This window comes from Sphingomonas bacterium, assembly GCF_028289855.1.
In the GTDB taxonomy this organism is placed as follows: Bacteria; Pseudomonadota; Alphaproteobacteria; order Sphingomonadales; family Sphingomonadaceae; genus Sphingomonas.
Genome location: NZ_JAQGKZ010000080.1, coordinates 28,253 through 44,029, shown reverse-complemented (window position 1 = coordinate 44,029; position 15,777 = coordinate 28,253). Strand labels below are relative to the sequence as shown.

Below are 15,777 nucleotides of genomic sequence, written 5' to 3'. Positions count from 1 at the left end.
GGGCAATGAGGTGGCTGGGTGAGGGCCAAAACGCTTGAAACGCTTTCCGCAAAACACCGCCTTGCTGGTGATCGATGTGCAACGCGGGTTCGACGATCCCGCCTGGGGTCCGCGCAACAATCCCGGCGCGGAGGCCAATATCGCGACGCTGATCGCGGCGTGGCGCGCGGCCCACGCGCCAGTGATGCACGTCCATCACAATTCGCCGAAGCTGTCGGGCCGGCTGCGCTGGGGCACGCCCGGGGGCGAGCCCAAGCCGGAAGCGCTGCCGACGGGCACGGAGCCGGTCTATCGAAAGACCGTCAACAGCGCCTTTATCGGCACGCGGCTCAGCGCCGATCTGTACGAGCGCGGCATTACGACGTTGGTCATCGCCGGGCTGACGACCAACCACTGCGTTTCAACCACCGCGCGGATGGCGGGCAATCTGGGCTTCCGGACGTTCGTGGCGGCGGACGCGACCGCCGCGTTCGCCCGCGCGAACCTCGATGGAGCGATTCGCTCGGCCGAGGAGGTCCATCAGGCCGCGCTCAGCGATCTCCACGATGAATTCGCGCGGGTCATCGACACGCACTGGCTGATCGCCGCCTTGGGCGAGGACGAAATGCCGATCGAGGAGACCAAGCATGGCTAAATTCTGCAGCACGTTTCTGATGGCCGGTCTGATGCTGGCCGGCACCGCGCTGGCAGCCGCGCTCGATGTGGATCGATCGGTTCGGCCCGGCGACGATTTCTACGCGTACGCCAATGGCGACTGGCTGCGTACGACGCGACTGCCGGAGGGCGTGGCGAAGATCGACACGTCGGCGATGCTGCGCGCGGAAAATGCACGGCGCGTGCGCGGGCTGATCGACGATGCCGTTGCCGCCACCGCGCGCGGCGCCGTACGGCCCGACGTCCGCAAGATCGCCGATTATTACATCACCCGGCGCGACACCGTCGCGATCGAGGCCAAGGGGCTGGCCCCGCTGTCGGGCGACCTCGCCGCGATCGCCGCGATCGCCGACCGGCGCGCGCTGGCGGGCTGGCTCGGCCGCAATGTCCGCCTCGACGACGGCGGCAACCAGCAGACCGAGAGCCTGTTCGGCGTGTGGATCCATCAAGGCTTCCATGACCCGTCGCGTTACGCCGCGCATTTGGTGCAGGGCGGGCTCGGGCTGGCGGCTAACGATTATCTCGACTCCGGTACGGCGGCGACCGCGCACCGCGCGGATTATCGCGCGCGCATCGCCGCGGTACTGACGCTCGCCGGGTTCGACCAGCCCGATACGCGCGCGGCGCGCGTTCTCGACCTCGAAACTGCCATCGCCCGCACGCATGCGTCGCGCGCCGACACCGACGACGTGTTCAAGACCGACAATAGCTGGCGCCGCGCCGACTTCGCCGCGCGGGCGCCGGGGATCGACTGGGTCGGCTATTTCGCGGCGGCGGGGCTCGATGCAGCACAGAGCTTCGTCGTGTGGCAACCCGGCGCGGTGATCGGCGTCGCCCGATTGGTCGCGACCCAGCCGCTCGACGCGTGGAAGGACTATCTCGCCTTCCACCTGATCGATCATTACGCCGCGGTGCTGCCGCGCGCGGTTCGCGGCACTGACGCGCCCGACGCGATCGACGCCACCGGCGCGGTGTTCGGCGACGCGATCGGCCGGCTATACGTTGAACGCTATTTCCCGCTGCGCGCCAAGGCGGCCGCGACGATCATGGTCGACACTATCCGCACCGCGTTTCGCGCGCAGCTGGTCAAGGCGACGTGGATGGCGTCCGCGACCAGGACAAAGGCGATGGCGAAGCTGGCCGCGCTGAGGATCGGGCTGGGCTATCCCGATCGCTGGGTCGATTACACCGCGCTAAGCGTCGTGCGCGGCGACGCGTTCGGCAATCTGCGGCGTGCCGAAGCCTTTGCCTACGCCCACGAACTGGCCAAGCTGCGCCGCCCGGTCGACCCTAACGAATGGCCCGCCGGGCTGCACCCGCAACTGGTCGCGGCGATCCTCGACCTGAGCCCCAACACGATGGAGTTCGCCGTCGGGCTGTTCCAGCCGCCCTATTTCGACGCGGACGGCGACGCTGCGGCCAATTACGGCTCGGCCGGTGCGGGTCTCGCGCATGAAATCAGCCACAGCTTCGATGAAGTCGGCAATATCTACGACGCGCAGGGAAGGCTGGGTCTGTGGGTGACCAAGGACGATCTCGCGCGAGCCCGCGCCGCCGCCGCGCCGCTCGCCAGCCAGCTCGACGCGTGCGTCGCGGCCCCCGGCCTCACCGCGCGCGGCAATCAGGTGCTGGTCGAAAGCGTGGCCGACCTTCGCGGGCTCGCCGCCGCGTATGACGCCTATCATCTGTCGCTGCGCGGCAAGCCCGACCGGGTGGTGAACGGGCTGACCGGCGACCAGCGGTTCTTCGTCGCGTTCGCGCAGCGCTGGCGGCGGCTGCAAACCGACGACGCGCTGCGCGCGCAAATCGAGCACGACAATCACGCGCCGCCGCGATGCCGCAGCAACCTGGTACGCAACATGGACGCCTGGGCGCGCGCCTTTGGCGTAAAGCCGGGCGATGCACTGTACACGGCACCGGCGGCGCGGGTCCGCGCCTGGTAGCATCGAACTGCGATTTCGCGCGCGCGTATTGCCCGGGCTGGCGGCATCGTGCTTAGTCTGACAAGGCGCGTTTGTGGCCTGCAAGGACGATCGACGCGTGACCGACATCTTCGCCCGGTATCCCGAATTTCGCGGCAAGCCGCGCGAAATGGCGATGCTGTGCGCGTTGCTGCGCGACCGCGGGCACCATGCCGATGCGCTGGCGATCGGCGAGGCGGCGATCGCCGCGGCGCCGGGCGATTTCGCGCTGCGCACCAAGGTGCGCACTGCATTGTCGTCGCGGGTCGCGGGATTTCATGGTCCCATGCTGCTCGATCCCGTTCGCAACGGTGCCTATGCGCGCGCGATCGAAGCGATCGTGCGGCCGGGAATGCTGGTGCTCGAAATCGGCGCGGGGTCGGGGTTGCTCGCGCTGATCGCTGCGCGCGCCGGCGCCCAAGTCGTCACCTGCGAGCAGAACCCGCTGATCGCCGCAGCGGCGCAGAACATTGTCGAGCGCAACGGATATGCGGACCGAGTCACGATCGTCGCGAAACGCTCCGACGCGATGACGATCCCCGGCGACCTGCCGCGCCCCGCCGATCTGGTCGTCCACGAGATTTTCGGCACCCAATTGTTCGACGAAGGCGTGACCGGCGCGCTCGCCGATGCGCGGCAGCGGCTGCTCAAGCCCGGCGCGCCATCGCTGCCGCGCGGCGCGGCGGTGCGCTGCGCACTGGCGGCGAACGCGGCATCGACCCCGCCCGAGACGCTCGCCGACGTCCATGGGTTCGACCTCTCCCCGTTCGAATTGCTGGTGCGCCCGGTGCGCAGCATGTGGTCGAATGTGCGGCGCGGGCTCGAGCCTTGCTCCGCGCCGGGATCGGCGCTCGCGATGGACTATGACTCGCCGCCGCCATTCGGCGCGGCATCGGAAACGATCATGCTCGAATCGGACGGTGGCCGGATCGACGGCATCGTCCAGTGGATCGCGATCCGCTTTCCCGACGGTGCGGCGCTGGAGAACGATCCGTTCGCCGACGGCCCCGATTCGCACTGGGCGGCGACGTATCAGGCATTTCCCGAACCGATGGAAACGCAGCCGGGCGACAGGATCGCGGTCACGCTGCGCCACCGGGACCTGATCCTGACGCTCGATGCGGTCCGGGCCGCGAATGCCTGACGTCATGCCGGCCGGTAGTTTCGTGACACAGGCCTTCGGGCTGCGCTGGCGATCCGACTGGCCCAATCCGTGGTTCGCCGACGCGCCCGACGACGGGCGCGCGATCGATGTCGAGATCAGGCGCCGCGCGGTGCTGGAACCGCGCTCCGGCGGGCGCCAAGTCAATCGCGGCGAACTGTTCGCCGACGGCACGCGGTTCGCTTTGGATGGCGCGGTCATCGACATGTATGACGGACAGCGGATCGATTGGGTCGCGGACGGCGTGGACGCGGTGCCGCTGGCGCTGTGCGGCACCGTCGCCGCGCAGGTACTCGCGTGGCGCGGGCTGGTCCCGCTGCACGGATCGGCGGTGGCGTTCGACGGCCACGCGATCCTGGTCGCGGGCGAATCGGGCGCGGGCAAATCGACGCTGGCGCAAGCGTTGGTCGAGTGCGGCGGACATTTGGTGTCGGACGATTTGTCCGTCCTGCTGCCGAACAGGACGGGCGGCGCGCCGATGCTGATCCCCGGTCGCCCCGCGATCCGGCTGACCGAGCGGATCGGCGACGACAAGGACCAGCCGAAGCGGCTCGCGTTGCCGCCGCGGGTCGATCCCGACCGGCCGGTGCCGCTGGCGATGCTGCTGCTGCTCCGCGACCAGCCGATCGGGTCCGACCCTTCGGCGCTCACGGCGACGCTGGCCGGACAGATATTCCGGCCGAAGTGGATGCGCTTCATGCCCGGGCGCAGTCTGCGCATCGCGACGGTGTTTCAGACCGCGCAACGGATCGGGTTCGCGACCATGCCGCCGGCGTCGAGCGCGCGCGATGTCATGCCGGCGACGCGCGCGGCTGAAGCCATGGCGCTGCTGCGTCGCCACCAGCGGCGATGATCGCTTCCGGCCTTTTCACGTTCCGGCGCGCGCCGTAAGCAGGCGAAACCGCCAACCGGGGTCGATAATTGCGCCATTTCACCGAAAATCCCGAGCGTCCCTTCTCGATCGGCGCCGCGCAGACCGAGCTGTTCGCCGACCCGGCGCCATGGGCCGCGGCCTTCGCCGGCCAGCGCGCGATCGTCTGTCGCGATATCTTCGACGCAGCCTTGTTCCCCCGGCTTCTCACGGCAGCGAGCACGACGCAGTTTCGCGACGATTATGTCGTCGAACTGGGGACTCGCGCGGTCGAGGAGCCGCAACGCGTCGGCGGCACGATCAACGTCCTGCTGCAACGCCCCAACCTGTTCCGCTGGCTCGAGGCGGTCACCGGTCGCACCGGGCTCGCTGGCGCCGAGGGGCGGTTGGTGCAGACCCGCAGCGGCGGCGGCGACGCGCTCGAATGGCATAACGACCTGCAACAAGTCCGACGCGCGCTCGGCGTCACGATCAGCTTCACCGACACCATTTATACGGGTGGCCTGTTCGAAATGCGCCGAGTGGACGATCCGGCGAGCGCGCGCTGTTTCGATCATGCGCGCGCGGGCACGGCGTTGATCTTCGACCTCGGCAACGACATCGAGCATCGTGTCCATCCGGTGGCGTCGGGCGGGCCGCGGCGCGTGTTCACCGGATGGTTCATGCGCGAAGTCATGCTCCCGACGGCTGGCGCCGGTACTGCCGCGTGAGCCACCTGACGGCGATCCGGGGCGAAACGCCGCGCGCGATGAACGCGGTGCAGGAATGCGCGGTGCTTCGCGCGGCGGTGCGTGACCGCACGGCATCGCCGGGTGTCCGCCAGCGGCTGGCGGTGTTGCTCAACCAGCTCGACGTGTTCGCCGAAACGATCGAGCTGCTCGGGACCGCGGACGCACTTTGCCACGACGAGCAGATGCTGCTGGCGGCTGCGTATTTCGCGCGAAAAGACGAGGGTGACACCCAACGCGCGCTTCAGGCGACGACTGCCGCGGTGGCGCTGGCGAGCGACGAACGCGAACGCGCCGCCGCATTGGCAGATCAAGCCAAAGCGTTGTTTCGATTGGCCCAGAGCGAGCCTGCACGTACCGCCCTGCGCGACGCGCTTCGCGCCGATCCGGGCCATCACGATGCCTGCAAGCGGCTCACCGTCGATCTGCTGTTGCACGGCGACGCCGCGGCGGCGCTCGCGGTGACCGATATGCTGGCGGCACAAGGCGTGGGCCACGCGCGCTTGTTCGAAGCGCGGGCGACGGCGTTGGCGATGCTCAGCGAGCAAGACGCCGCACGCGATACGCTGCGCCTCGACGATTTTCTGTACCAGGACGTGATCGATCCGCCCGAGGGATGGGGCAGCCTGGCCGCGTTCAACGCCGCGCTGGCGGCCGAACTGCTCGCGCACCCCGCGATCCGATACGAACGGCACGGCACCGCGTCGGTCGAAAGCTGGCGGATCGATACGCTCGCTGCCGGCGACGGCCCGCTGGCGCGATTGCTGGTCGAGCGGATCGTCGCCACGGCGCAGCGCCACGCCGATGCGCTAGCCGGGACCGAGCATCCGTGGATCGCCGCGGCACCGCGGCAGGCGGTGATGCGCAGCTGGTGCGTCATTACCGAAGGGTCGGGCTATGAGCGCTGGCACATGCACCCGTTCGGCTGGATGAGCGGCGTCTATTATGTCGCCGTGCCAGAGCCGGTGAGTGCGGGCACCGATCGCGACGGATGCCTGATGCTCGGCCTGTCCGATCGCATATTGAGCGCGGAAACCGCCGCGGCGATCGGCCATCATCTGGTGCGGCCGCAACCGGGTCTGCTAGCGCTGTTTCCATCGCACAGCTATCATCGCACCTTCCCGCACCGTGCGGCGGGCAAGCGCATTTGCGTCGCATTCGACATCGGACCCGATTGAATGCGCGCACCGACCCAGAAGATGATCGTCTATGACAAGAAATGCATGCTGTGCTCGGTCAGCATGGCGTTCGTCATTCGCCACGACCGGCAGCACATCTTTCGCCTCGTCCCCGCGCAAAGCGCGCTCGGCCGTGCCGCCTATCTCGACCATGGGCTCGATCCCGACGCGCTGGCGACGATGATCGTGGTCGCCGACGGCCGCGCACGCACCGAATCCGATGCGGCGTTGTACGTGTTGGCCGCGTTGGGCTGGCCGTGGCGCGCGGCGGCGGTTGTTGCGCGCGTGGTGCCGCGTTTCGTTCGCGATCGCGTGTATCGCTGGGTTGCGCGCAATCGCTACCGCTGGTTCGGCATGCGTCATGCCTGCGCCTTGCCGAGCGAGGCTGGCGAGCGGTGAAACCCCTGCTCCTCCATCCCGCCGTGCTTGCCGCGCTGGCCTATCTGGCCGTGACGTTGCTGTTCCAGTTCCGGCCTTTCAGCACGCGCGCGCTCGGCCTCGACGTGCTCGGCATCGTGCCGCGCTGGAAGTTCTTCATTCCGCAACCCACCCGGTTCGAGGTCGCGATCGAACTCCGCTGCGGCAGCCATGAAGGCGATCTCGGCGACTGGACGCCGGTCCGCATTTACCCGTCCCGCCACGCCCTGACCTGGTTGTGGTTTCCCGAACAGCATCGCGCGGCGATCGTGTGGCTGTCGGCGCATCGCGTCGCGGTTCGGGCAGCGCGCGGCAACGACGCGTCCGCGCTCGACACACTCGCCTATCGGACGTTGGTGCGGCATCTGCAACAGACTGCGCCAGCGCAGCGTTCCTCCGCCTTCCAGTTCGCGTTGGTCCATCCGGACGACAGCCCTGCTGGCGCCACCGAACGCACCATGTTCACATCGCACGTGCATGCCCGATGACGGCGCAATTGCTCGCCGACGCCACAACCGCACTGCCCGCGATGCGTCTGTTGATCGCGGCGTGGATGCTGCTCGCCGCCGCGCAGTGGCTGACAAGTGCCGGGCTCTTCGCGCCCGACGGACTGCTGCCGTGGCCGGCGCTGGCGGCGCAGCGCGGGCGACCGTGGATCGGGCGGGTCAGGCGACGTATGTCGGTCGGCGTGCTGCGCACGATCCTGGTGATCCAGTTGATCGCGGCGATCACACTTGCGGTCGGCGAGTCGCCGGATGCCACGATTGTCTGCCTGACCGTATTGATCGCAAGCCATGCCGGTCTGATCATGCTGAGCGGCGAATTCTGGGCCGACGGCGCCGCCAAGATGGGCATGATCGCGATGGCCGGAGCGCTGATCGTCGCGATCGGCGTGCGCGGGCACGATCCCGCCATGGCGTTAGCCGGTGTGATCGTCGCAGGCGGGCAATTGACGCTGAGCTATGCCGTCGCCGGTTTTTCCAAGCTGGCGATCCGTACGTGGCGCGACGGCAGCGAATTGCAGGGCGCGATGGCAGCCGAGGCCTGGGGGCATCCGCTGGTCGCGCAATTGACTCGGCACCGCCCGGTTGCGCTGGCCGCCAGCTGGGGCGTGATGCTGTTGGAGGCCGCGTTTCCGCTCGCCTTGCTCGCGCCCACGCCGTGGCTGGTCGCGGCGCTGGGGCTGATGTTGCTGTTCCACTTTGCGACAGCGGTAATGATGGGGCTGAACCTGTTTCCCTGGGCGTTCGCCGCAGCCTATCCCGCCGTCATCGTGCTGGGCCGGACGATGCATGCCGCACTCTGACGGCAATCGCCGGCTGACCGGGTTCGATCTGTCGATCGACAGCGACCGCGACCTGCCCGGCGCGCTGCCCGACCGGACACCGGGCGAGGCGGCACCCGACCTCCGCATCGTGACTCTGCCTTCGCTGGCGCCGGCGGAGCCGGCGGCGCCTCAGTATAGCTGGGATAATCGCACGCTGACGTTTTCGGCGCCGGGGGTCGGCCGCTATGCTTGTCGCCGCGACGCGATCGATATCGCCGCCGTCCCGGATGCCGATCCGGACATGGTCACCGCCCTGCTGGTCGCGACCGCATTGCCGGCGGTGATGTGGCTGCGCGGCGAGACGATGCTGCATGCGGCCGGCGTCGAGACGCCATCGGGAGGATCCGCGCTGGCGATCGCCGGTCCATCGGGGATCGGAAAATCGACGCTCACCGCTCAGCTTCTCGACGCCGGCGGTACGTTGTTGGCAGACGATTCGATCGGCCTGCAGCGGCGCGACGACCGGATCGTGGGAAGCGGCCTGCCGGGCGGCCTTCATCTCGACCATGAAGACGAGGGTGCGCGCGCCTTCTTCCCGGTATCTGCGGAGCAATCGGCGCGCAGCGCGACGATCGGCGCGGTGCTGGTGCTTGGCAGGACCGACGGCGCACCGGCGCTAGTCCGGCTGGACCCGGTCCCGGCGCTGGAGCGGCTGCTGGCCAATCAGCACCGGCCAGCGGTTCCGGCAACGATCGGGCGCCGCGCGGCGATGCTCGCGACAATGGCCTTTATCGCCGGGAATTGCGCGGTATACGAATGGCATCGGTCTCAGGCCGCGTTGGGCATCGCGGAGCGCGATATGCTCACGCGCGAGGGATTATGGTGAAGGGGTTGGAATGAGCGATACGGTTTGGGTGCGCAGCGACGATTGGGTCGGGACCGAGGTCGATGGCAGCTATGTCATGGTCAATGTCGAGACCGGCAAATACATCTCGCTCAACGAAACCGCCGCCGCGATCTGGCAGGCGCTCGACACCCCGCAGACCGATGCGCAAATCGGCGCCTATTTGAGCGAGCGCTTCGAGATTTCCGCGGACGATTGCACCGCGGCGGTCGCCGACACGCTGGCAACGATGCGCGAGATGTCGCTGATTTCGGCCTGAGCGGAAATAGTCACGATCCTGCCACGACAACTCGGCTGACCGCGGGAGTTCCGGCTAGTACCGCGTTGGAATGTCGCGAAAATCGTGCTGGACGCGGCAATGTCCCTGTCTTATCGCCGCCGTCCCGGTCCGCCATTCTGGTGGAGTGCCGGTTCACAACCTGAATGGATATTGGGGGAAATATGAAGAAGTATGTTGCGCTCGCCGCGTTGATGGCGTGCGTCCCTGGCACTGCGTTTGCCCAGGACAAGCCCGAGCCCAAGCTGGATGGCGTTCGCGTCGAGGCGCGGATCGGCTACGAAACGCCGACCGTCAGCGGCGGCGGCTCGATCTACAAGATCGGCAGCGCGGTGTCGTATGGCGGCGAGCTCGGGTTCGACCTGAAGGCCGGCAAGCACGTCACCGTCGGTCCCTATGCGGTCTACGAATTTTCCAGCGTGTCGCTGTGCGATTCGACCGGCTGCATCAAGGAAAACGGCAATCTCGGCGCCGGTGGCCGGCTCGGCTTCATCGCCGGCGACGCGGTGATCTACGCAAAGGTCGGTTACGGCCGGATCAGCTTCAGCGGCACCGGTTCGGTCGCCGGGTTCGAAGCGCATAAGGACGGCGTTCAGGGCGCGATCGGCGTCGATTTCAACGTCAACAAGAACGTCTATCTGATGATCGAGGGCAATTACGCCGATTACGGCAAGTTGTTCGGCACCAACCTTCAGCGCCGCCAGCTGGCGGGGGGCCTCGGCGTCCGCTTCTAAAAACTGAACGATTATCGCGAAAAGGGCGTCCGGTTTTGCCGGGCGCCCTTTTTGCTTTGGCTGATCGCCTTAGCCGATTTTTTACCGCATCATGGCATGACGCATGCCGACCTGACCGCAGGGGAGGCACGATGCGTTCCGAAACCAGACTGGCGCTGGCCGCCGCACTCGCGCTGCTGGCCGCATCGCCCGCCGCCGCCGATGACGGCCGCCGCCATGTGATGACGCCGACCCAAAAAATCGATTTGGTCCGCGACTTGCCCAACGACGAGACGTTCGAGCGCGACGGCGAGTATTTCGATCTCGGCTATATCTATCCGATCCACACGGTGAACGGCGCGAGCGTGGCGTCGGACGGCGGCGATGCCGGGTTCGTGCTGTATCACGACGACCGCTACGCGCGGCTCGATGCGAACGACCTGCGGACGGTCACCATGGCGCTGGGCGAGGATCCGACCGCAGGCTATAACCCGCCGGTGGCCGCGTCGTCGGGCCAGCCTTTTTCCCGTGATGCCTCGCGGCCCGGCTTTGCCGAGCCGTCGGCAAGCGGCACTTCTGCCGGCCTCGGCGTTGGCGCGGCGTTCGGCTGGTTCTTCTTCCTGATCATCGGCGCGATCGCGGCCGTGGCCGGCATATTGCGCCGCCTGTCGCGCGGCGCGATCGCGCTCAGCCAGACCGGCAGCGGATCGTACCGCGCGGCGATCGGCAACGAACCGTTCGAGGCGCGAGTCGCCGCGCGGCTGGCCGAGTTGCAGAACGGCGGCGCTGCGGTTGAGCCGGCGGTCTATGATCCAGGCGCAACTCCGGTTGCGCGCGACTTCGGTCGTAAGGGCGCTTAGCCGCTCATCGCGCGCGACACCGCCAGCGTGTCGATATATTGCTGGAACGCGACCGCCTTACCGTCCTTGAGCGTCCACACATGCGCTGCCTGCGGGTTCATCGCGCCGCCGCTCGTCTTATAGGCGCCGCCATACCGGCCCAGCGCAACGACGCGGTCGCCGCCGTCGATCAGGTCGGTCATCCGGACGTTGAACCCGTCCCATTCGCCGATGCAGCGGCCGAACACGCCCTCGGCGATCGCTTGCGGCCCGACATAGGGATTGCGGTCGGCATAGGGGAAATTCTCCGCTTCGTGCCAGACGATGTCGGGACTCATCGCGCCGAGCACGCCGGCGACGTCGCCGGCCCCGAACGCGTCGTAGATCCCCTTGATGACGGCGACGTTTTCCGCGGACATTTTTCTCTCCCCCGATACGGGACGATGAGGCCAGATCGCGATGTTATGGTCAAGCCTGCGGCCTTTGCTATGGCGAGCCCATGAAAGCCGAAAACAACCGGGTGCTGATCGTCGCGCTGGCGGCCAATATCGGAATCGCCGTGGCCAAGTTCGTCGCGGCGGCGATTACGGGCTCGTCGGCGATGCTGACCGAGGGCGTCCACAGCCTGGTCGATTCGAGCAACCAGTTGCTGCTGATGTACGGCCAGAAACGCGCCGCCAAGCCGGCTGACGCGCTGCATCCCGCGGGCTATGGCCGCGAGTTGTATTTCTGGAGCTTCGTCGTCGCGTTGCTCGTCTTCGCGCTCGGCGCCGGGGTGTCGGTGTACGAGGGCGTGATCCACTTCCTCGCGCCCGAACCGGCGGTGTCGCCGCTGATCGCTTATGGCGTCCTCGCCATCGCCTTCGCGCTGGAGGCAGGATCGACCATCGCCGCGTTCCGCGAGTTCGATCGCGCGCGGGGCGATCGGTCATGGTGGCAAGCGCTGACCGGTACCAAGGACGCGACATTGGTGATCGTGCTGCTCGAAAACGGCGCGGCGATGGCGGGCATCGTGATCGCCGCGGCCGGCCTCGCGATCAGCCAGGCGACCGGCGATCCGCGGTTCGACGGCGTCGCGTCGGTGCTGATCGGATTGCTGCTGGCGGTGGTGGCGATCTTCCTGGCGCGCGAGGCCAAGGGGTTGCTGATCGGCGAAGCGGCCGACCCCGCGCTGATCGCCGGCATCCGCCGCGCCGTCTCGCGCCCGGGTATCACCGGGATCGGCGAGATCATGACGATCCACAACGCGCCCGACCAGATCGTCGCGGCGGTCAATGTCGATTTCGACAATCGGCTCGGCGCGGGCGATGTCGAACGAATCGTCGACGAGATCGAACGCGCGCTGCGCGCCGAATTCCCGGCGATCTACCGCGTCTATGTCCGCCCGCACGAGAATGCCGGCGCGAAGTTCGGCGCGACGCGGGGGCTGGTCGGCGAGGCAGGGTAAGCGCCCGCGACCGGGATCATGTTGATTCCGGACGGATACTTTCCCTCGTCCGCAAGACTATTGGCTGGCGCCACGCGCGCTTGTTGCGCTTCCGAACTTATTAACCCCGTTCTTCTAAACCTTCCGACAAGCGGGTCGGGGGGCGCGCACGGCAATTTAGAGCGCGGGGGCAATGGTGTCATTTCCGATCCTGGCCATCGGCGCGCATCCCGACGATATCGAGTTGGGATGCGGCGCGAGCCTGGCGAAATATGCGCAAGCCGGGGCGCGCATCCGTGCGGTCGTCATGTCGAAGGGCCGGCGCGGCGCGCTGAGCGAAGCAGACCGCGCGACCGAGACCGCGCACGCGTTCGCGAAGATCGGCATCACCGACGTCGTCGTCTACGACTTTCCCGATACCAATCTGACCCATTCGCTCAACGAGATGGTCGCAGTCATCGACGAGCATCTGCGGTCGTTCGTGCCGCAGCGCGTCTACACGATGTTCGAACACGACCGGCACCAGGATCACCGCGCAGTCTATGAAGCGTCGGTGGTGGCGTGCCGCCAGGTGCCGCAATTGCTGAGCTACGAAACCCCGAGCTCATACCCCAATTTCAAGCCGACCGTGTTCGAGGACATCGCCGATTTCCTCGAGCTCAAGGTCGCAGCGCTGCAATGCCACCGTAGCCAGGCCGACCGGCTCTATATGCAGCAGGACAAGGTTCGCGCCGCCGCGCATTTCCGCGGCGTACAAGTCGATCTGGGGCCGTGCGAAGGCTTCCTTCCCTACAAGATGATGCTCTGAGGGTCGCCCGATGATGTCGCTTATCTTCCTCTTGGCCGCCCTGTTCGTGCTCGCCTGGCCGTTGTGGCTGCGGCGCGCGCCGCCGAGCTACAATTACGAATCGATCGACGCGATCGTCCCGGCGTTCAACGAAGAAATCTGCATTACCAAGACGATCGAGGATCTCCTTTGGAATGCCTATATCAACCGCGTCATCGCGGTGAACGACGGGTCTACCGACGGCACCGCGGCAGTACTCGATGCGCTCGCGAAGAAGCACAAATATCTGACGGTCGTCCACCAGGCCAATACCGGCAAGGGCGGCGCGCTCATGAACGGCCTCAACTACGTCGAATCGCCCTATGTCCTGCTGACCGACGCCGACACCGAGATTCCCTCGCGCAGTCACGGGCTCGGTCACCTGTTGCGCGAGATCGAGCAGGGGGCCGATGCGGCCGGCGGCATTCCGGCATCGAGCCTGGGCGGGGCGGGATTGCTTCCGCACATCCGCGCCACCGTCAAATTGCCGATGATCATCCTGAAGCGCAAACTCCAGCAAATCCTCGGCGGCGCGCCGTTCCTGATTTCGGGGGCGTGCGGGCTGTTCCGCGTCGAAGTGCTGCGCGCCGTCCCGTTGACCGACCGCACCAATGTCGAGGATCTCGACCTGACCTGGACGCTGGTATCGAAGGGTTACAAGGTCCGCCAGTCGATCCGCTGCATCGTCTATTCGCAGGAATGCAATTCGCTGAAGTCCGAATGGCTGCGCTGGCGGCGCTGGATTATCGGCTATGCCGTGTGCATGCGGCTGCACCCGCGGCTGCTGCTCACACGCTACGGTGTGTTCACGATCATGCCGATGATCCTGCTGGTGTTCTTCGGGATCGGATTCTTCTCCTGTCTGATCGGCGCGACCGTTTTCGAAGGCCACGCCCGGCAATTGCCGATCATGTTGTTCCCCGCCTCCTGGCTGATCGTCACGTGCCTGATCGGCACGATCAGCGCGATCCATCATCGCAGCTTCAGGCTGATCCCGATGGCACCGCTCGCCGTGTTCTACCTGTTCCTGTCATATGGAATCTGGCTGACTTATGGCTTGTTCGGTCTGGCCACCGGCCGCGAACCGACCCGCGACAAGCCGGAAAGGTACGCCAATGTGGTGGGCTGACGTCCGCGACCTCGGTGCGCGCCTGGCCGGACTGACGGCGAGGATCGACCCGGCGACCACGATCGAACCCGGCGCGATGCTCGACGAGAGCGCCGGGCCCATCGCGATCGCTGCGGGCACGAAGATCTGCGGCGGCGCGGTGCTCAAAGGGCCGCTCGCGATCGGCGCAGATTGCCTGATCGGCAATAACGCAATGGTGCGCGGCCCGACCCTGATCGGCGACAATGTCCGCATCGGCTACGCGGCCGAGGTCAAGCAAGCGCTGATCGCCGACGGCGTCAGCATCGGCCCGATGTGCTTCGTCGCCGATTCGCGCGTCGATGCCGGCGCGTATCTCGGCGCGCTGGTGCGCACGTCCAACCACCGCCTTGATGGCCAACCGATCAGCGTCCGCGACGGCGACATCGTGACCGACACCGGGTGCGAAAAGCTCGGCTGCTGGATCGGCGCGGGCGCGTCGCTTGGCATCCAGGTGATCGTCCTGCCGGGCCGCGTCGTCGCGCCGGGCTCGCTGTTCGAACCGCGCGTGACGGTCGACCGCAATTATCCCGCCGGGCGCTACCGGCTCAAACAAACCCTCGAAGCTGCGTGAAGGGAAATCCCATGACCCCGACCATCATCCGCCTGAGCGGCCTTGCCTTGGTGGCGAGCCTCGCTTTCCCCGCCGCCGCGTTCGCGCAGGACGTACCGGATCCCGCGAACGAATCGCGCCAGTCGGTCACCGTCTCGGCCGAATCGCAGGATTACACCAAGGGCTATGGCTCGTTGCGGTCGGTCAAGATCGAGTATCGCGTCGATTTTGCGGACACGACGGTGACCTTCACGCCGACGATCGGTCAGCGCCGGGTGAGCGGCGGCAGCGTCACAGCGCTCGGCGCCGACGCCACGATCTATCACGACTGGTCCGATACGATTTCGACGCGCACCCGCGCCTTCATCGCCGAGAACCAGCCGGTGTTCGCCAATCTCGACTTCGCGCAGGACGTGAGCGTCAAGCTCGCCGACAAGACCGTCGCGACGGTCGGCGCGCGCTGGGCGCGCTATTTCGGCAACCAGGACGTGTGGTTCGTCTCGGGTGGCTTGCGCCAGTATTTCAAGGGCGGATCGGTCGCCTATCGCCTGACCTGGGTGAAGCCCGAGAACCGCGACGCGTTCCTCGCGCAGCTCGTCAGCCTGACGGTCAACGACGGTCGTGGCCGGGGCAAGACTCAGCTTTGGGCGAACTATGGCGGCGCCTCGTTCGACCGCGCGCTCGACAGCAGCTTTACGGGCAAGGATTATGGCGGGCTGGTGCAGCGCATCCAGCCGATCGACAAGAGCCTCAGCCTGTCGCTGTCGGCCGGGCTGGAATCCTATGCGCGCCCCGCGGGCCGCGTCGAGGGCACCAAGCTCGGGCTCGGGCTGCAATTCTCGCTCGACTGACGG

General features: G+C 67.0%; 19 protein-coding genes. 18 read left to right on the top strand and 1 reads right to left on the bottom strand.

Translation table 11 applies throughout. The annotated features are described in order from the left end of the window. Nucleotides 1–34 precede the first annotated feature (34 nt). From JWM94_RS09195 to JWM94_RS09135, 13 genes are all read left to right on the top strand, one after another. Nucleotides 35–634 carry a cysteine hydrolase family protein gene (locus JWM94_RS09195; RefSeq protein ID WP_299425390.1) on the top strand — a complete coding sequence of 200 codons (600 nt, stop codon included), beginning with the start codon at nucleotides 35–37 and terminating at the stop codon, nucleotides 632–634. Beyond that, nucleotides 627–2,597 carry a M13 family metallopeptidase gene (locus JWM94_RS09190; protein WP_299425387.1) on the top strand — a complete coding sequence of 657 codons (1,971 nt, stop codon included), beginning with the start codon at nucleotides 627–629 and terminating at the stop codon, nucleotides 2,595–2,597. The genes JWM94_RS09195 and JWM94_RS09190 overlap by 8 nt, the downstream gene beginning before the upstream one ends. Before the next feature lie 97 nt (nucleotides 2,598–2,694). Then, complete coding sequence (locus JWM94_RS09185; protein ID WP_299425384.1) at nucleotides 2,695–3,759, top strand: 50S ribosomal protein L11 methyltransferase; 1,065 nt, start codon at nucleotides 2,695–2,697, stop codon at nucleotides 3,757–3,759. Beyond that, nucleotides 3,752–4,630 (top strand): hypothetical protein, encoded by an 879-nt coding sequence (locus JWM94_RS09180; protein ID WP_299425381.1) that lies wholly within the window; start codon nucleotides 3,752–3,754, stop codon nucleotides 4,628–4,630. Before JWM94_RS09185 ends, JWM94_RS09180 begins: the two co-directional genes overlap by 8 nt. A gap of 68 nt (nucleotides 4,631–4,698) precedes the next feature. Continuing rightward, nucleotides 4,699–5,358, top strand: coding sequence for a 2OG-Fe(II) oxygenase (locus JWM94_RS09175; RefSeq protein ID WP_299425378.1), 660 nt, complete (start codon nucleotides 4,699–4,701; stop codon nucleotides 5,356–5,358). Continuing rightward, nucleotides 5,355–6,554: a putative 2OG-Fe(II) oxygenase gene (locus JWM94_RS09170; protein WP_299425373.1), complete on the top strand. Its 1,200-nt coding sequence runs from the start codon at nucleotides 5,355–5,357 to the stop codon at nucleotides 6,552–6,554. The genes JWM94_RS09175 and JWM94_RS09170 overlap by 4 nt, the downstream gene beginning before the upstream one ends. Beyond that, entirely contained in the window at nucleotides 6,555–6,953 is a 399-nt protein-coding gene (locus JWM94_RS09165) for a thiol-disulfide oxidoreductase DCC family protein (protein ID WP_299425370.1), read from the top strand. Beyond that, entirely contained in the window at nucleotides 6,950–7,459 is a 510-nt protein-coding gene (locus tag JWM94_RS09160) for a hypothetical protein (RefSeq protein ID WP_299425367.1), read from the top strand. The genes JWM94_RS09165 and JWM94_RS09160 overlap by 4 nt, the downstream gene beginning before the upstream one ends. Then, a complete protein-coding gene (locus tag JWM94_RS09155) occupies nucleotides 7,456–8,277 on the top strand; it encodes an HTTM domain-containing protein (RefSeq protein ID WP_299425364.1) in 822 nt (273 codons plus the stop codon). The genes JWM94_RS09160 and JWM94_RS09155 overlap by 4 nt, the downstream gene beginning before the upstream one ends. Continuing rightward, a complete protein-coding gene (locus JWM94_RS09150; RefSeq protein WP_299425359.1) occupies nucleotides 8,264–9,124 on the top strand; it encodes a hypothetical protein in 861 nt (286 codons plus the stop codon). Before JWM94_RS09155 ends, JWM94_RS09150 begins: the two co-directional genes overlap by 14 nt. Nucleotides 9,125–9,134: 10 nt before the next feature. Beyond that, on the top strand, nucleotides 9,135–9,401 hold the full coding sequence (locus JWM94_RS09145; RefSeq protein ID WP_299425356.1) for a PqqD family protein: 267 nt from the start codon (nucleotides 9,135–9,137) through the stop codon (nucleotides 9,399–9,401). 182 nt (nucleotides 9,402–9,583) lie between these two features. Then, a complete protein-coding gene (locus JWM94_RS09140; RefSeq protein ID WP_299425353.1) occupies nucleotides 9,584–10,153 on the top strand; it encodes an outer membrane beta-barrel protein in 570 nt (189 codons plus the stop codon). Between the two features lie 131 nt (nucleotides 10,154–10,284). Next, nucleotides 10,285–10,992 (top strand): hypothetical protein, encoded by a 708-nt coding sequence (locus JWM94_RS09135; protein ID WP_299425349.1) that lies wholly within the window; start codon nucleotides 10,285–10,287, stop codon nucleotides 10,990–10,992. Here the strand turns inward: JWM94_RS09135 and JWM94_RS09130 are convergent. Beyond that, nucleotides 10,989–11,390: a nuclear transport factor 2 family protein gene (locus JWM94_RS09130; RefSeq protein WP_299425346.1), complete on the bottom strand. Its 402-nt coding sequence runs from the start codon at nucleotides 11,388–11,390 to the stop codon at nucleotides 10,989–10,991. The genes JWM94_RS09135 and JWM94_RS09130 overlap by 4 nt on opposite strands. An 80-nt stretch (nucleotides 11,391–11,470) precedes the next feature. Between JWM94_RS09130 and JWM94_RS09125 the strand changes: the two genes are divergently transcribed. The 5 genes from JWM94_RS09125 to JWM94_RS09105 all read left to right on the top strand — a co-directional run bounded on the left by JWM94_RS09125 (nucleotide 11,471) and on the right by JWM94_RS09105 (nucleotide 15,774). After that, nucleotides 11,471–12,418: a cation diffusion facilitator family transporter gene (locus tag JWM94_RS09125; RefSeq protein WP_299425342.1), complete on the top strand. Its 948-nt coding sequence runs from the start codon at nucleotides 11,471–11,473 to the stop codon at nucleotides 12,416–12,418. 175 nt (nucleotides 12,419–12,593) lie between these two features. Next, nucleotides 12,594–13,205, top strand: a complete 612-nt coding sequence (locus JWM94_RS09120; protein WP_299425339.1) for a PIG-L deacetylase family protein — start codon at nucleotides 12,594–12,596, stop codon at nucleotides 13,203–13,205. Nucleotides 13,206–13,215: 10 nt separating this feature from the next. Beyond that, nucleotides 13,216–14,352, top strand: coding sequence for a glycosyltransferase family 2 protein (locus JWM94_RS09115; RefSeq protein WP_299425336.1), 1,137 nt, complete (start codon nucleotides 13,216–13,218; stop codon nucleotides 14,350–14,352). Further along, complete coding sequence (locus tag JWM94_RS09110; RefSeq protein WP_299425332.1) at nucleotides 14,339–14,944, top strand: hypothetical protein; 606 nt, start codon at nucleotides 14,339–14,341, stop codon at nucleotides 14,942–14,944. The genes JWM94_RS09115 and JWM94_RS09110 overlap by 14 nt, the downstream gene beginning before the upstream one ends. 11 nt (nucleotides 14,945–14,955) lie before the next feature. After that, nucleotides 14,956–15,774, top strand: coding sequence for a YaiO family outer membrane beta-barrel protein (locus JWM94_RS09105; protein ID WP_299425328.1), 819 nt, complete (start codon nucleotides 14,956–14,958; stop codon nucleotides 15,772–15,774). Nucleotides 15,775–15,777: the final 3 nt, after the last annotated feature.

What these genes read in the sequence shown, in the direction of transcription:
- JWM94_RS09190 (WP_299425387.1), top strand. Translation starts at nt 627, where the DNA reads ATGGCTAAATTCTGCAGCACGTTTCTGATGGCCGGTCTGATGCTGGCC.
- JWM94_RS09180 (WP_299425381.1), top strand. Translation starts at nt 3,752, where the DNA reads ATGCCTGACGTCATGCCGGCCGGTAGTTTCGTGACACAGGCCTTCGGG.
- JWM94_RS09165 (WP_299425370.1), top strand. Translation starts at nt 6,555, where the DNA reads ATGCGCGCACCGACCCAGAAGATGATCGTCTATGACAAGAAATGCATG.
- JWM94_RS09155 (WP_299425364.1), top strand. Translation starts at nt 7,456, where the DNA reads ATGACGGCGCAATTGCTCGCCGACGCCACAACCGCACTGCCCGCGATG.
- JWM94_RS09150 (WP_299425359.1), top strand. Translation starts at nt 8,264, where the DNA reads ATGCCGCACTCTGACGGCAATCGCCGGCTGACCGGGTTCGATCTGTCG.
- JWM94_RS09145 (WP_299425356.1), top strand. Translation starts at nt 9,135, where the DNA reads ATGAGCGATACGGTTTGGGTGCGCAGCGACGATTGGGTCGGGACCGAG.
- JWM94_RS09140 (WP_299425353.1), top strand. Translation starts at nt 9,584, where the DNA reads ATGAAGAAGTATGTTGCGCTCGCCGCGTTGATGGCGTGCGTCCCTGGC.
- JWM94_RS09135 (WP_299425349.1), top strand. Translation starts at nt 10,285, where the DNA reads ATGCGTTCCGAAACCAGACTGGCGCTGGCCGCCGCACTCGCGCTGCTG.
- JWM94_RS09130 (WP_299425346.1), bottom strand. Translation starts at nt 11,390, where the DNA reads ATGTCCGCGGAAAACGTCGCCGTCATCAAGGGGATCTACGACGCGTTC.
- JWM94_RS09125 (WP_299425342.1), top strand. Translation starts at nt 11,471, where the DNA reads ATGAAAGCCGAAAACAACCGGGTGCTGATCGTCGCGCTGGCGGCCAAT.
- JWM94_RS09115 (WP_299425336.1), top strand. Translation starts at nt 13,216, where the DNA reads ATGATGTCGCTTATCTTCCTCTTGGCCGCCCTGTTCGTGCTCGCCTGG.
- JWM94_RS09110 (WP_299425332.1), top strand. Translation starts at nt 14,339, where the DNA reads ATGTGGTGGGCTGACGTCCGCGACCTCGGTGCGCGCCTGGCCGGACTG.
- JWM94_RS09105 (WP_299425328.1), top strand. Translation starts at nt 14,956, where the DNA reads ATGACCCCGACCATCATCCGCCTGAGCGGCCTTGCCTTGGTGGCGAGC.